1 protein-coding gene is annotated in these 618 nt (G+C 68.9%); it reads left to right on the top strand.

The window, feature by feature from the left end; all coding sequences use genetic code 11:
* A partial coding sequence (locus JNK74_29355) for a thrombospondin type 3 repeat-containing protein (protein MBL7650283.1) occupies positions 1–618 on the top strand: 618 nt, incomplete at both ends.

Below are 618 nucleotides of genomic sequence, written 5' to 3'. Positions count from 1 at the left end.
CCGGCGGCAGCGACCCGGACAACAACGGCATCGTGGGCACCGGCCCGATCCCGACGGATACCGACGGCGACGGCCTGGCCGACGTGGTGGATACCGACAACGGCGGTACGCCGCTGCCGAACCCCGACACGGACGGCGACGGCACCCCGGATACGCAAGACCTGGATTCGGACAACGACGGCGTGACCGACATCGTTGAAAGCGGCGGCTCCGACCCGGACAACAACGGCATAGCCGGCACGGGCGCGGTACCGACCGACACGGACGGCGACGGCATCGTGGACGCAGCCGACCAGGACCCCAACGCCTTCGGCGACGCGGGCAACACGACGCCGAACGTAGACACGGACGGCGACGGACAACCGGATGCGCAAGACCTCGACTCCGACAACGACGGCATCACGGACGTGGTGGAAAGCGGCGGCTCCGACCCGGACAACGACGGCATCGTGGGCACCGGCCCGATTCCGACGGACACGGACGGCGACGGTCTGGCCGATGTGGCCGACCAGGACCTGAACGGATTCGGCGATGCGGGCAACACGACGCCGAACGAGGACACGGACGGCGACGGCGTACCGGATGCGCAAGACCTCGACTCGGACAACGACGGCATCA

It is taken from the genome of Candidatus Hydrogenedentota bacterium (assembly GCA_016791475.1).
Lineage (GTDB): Bacteria > Hydrogenedentota > Hydrogenedentia > Hydrogenedentales > JAEUWI01 > JAEUWI01.
This window is presented reverse-complemented; position numbering and strand designations above follow the sequence as displayed.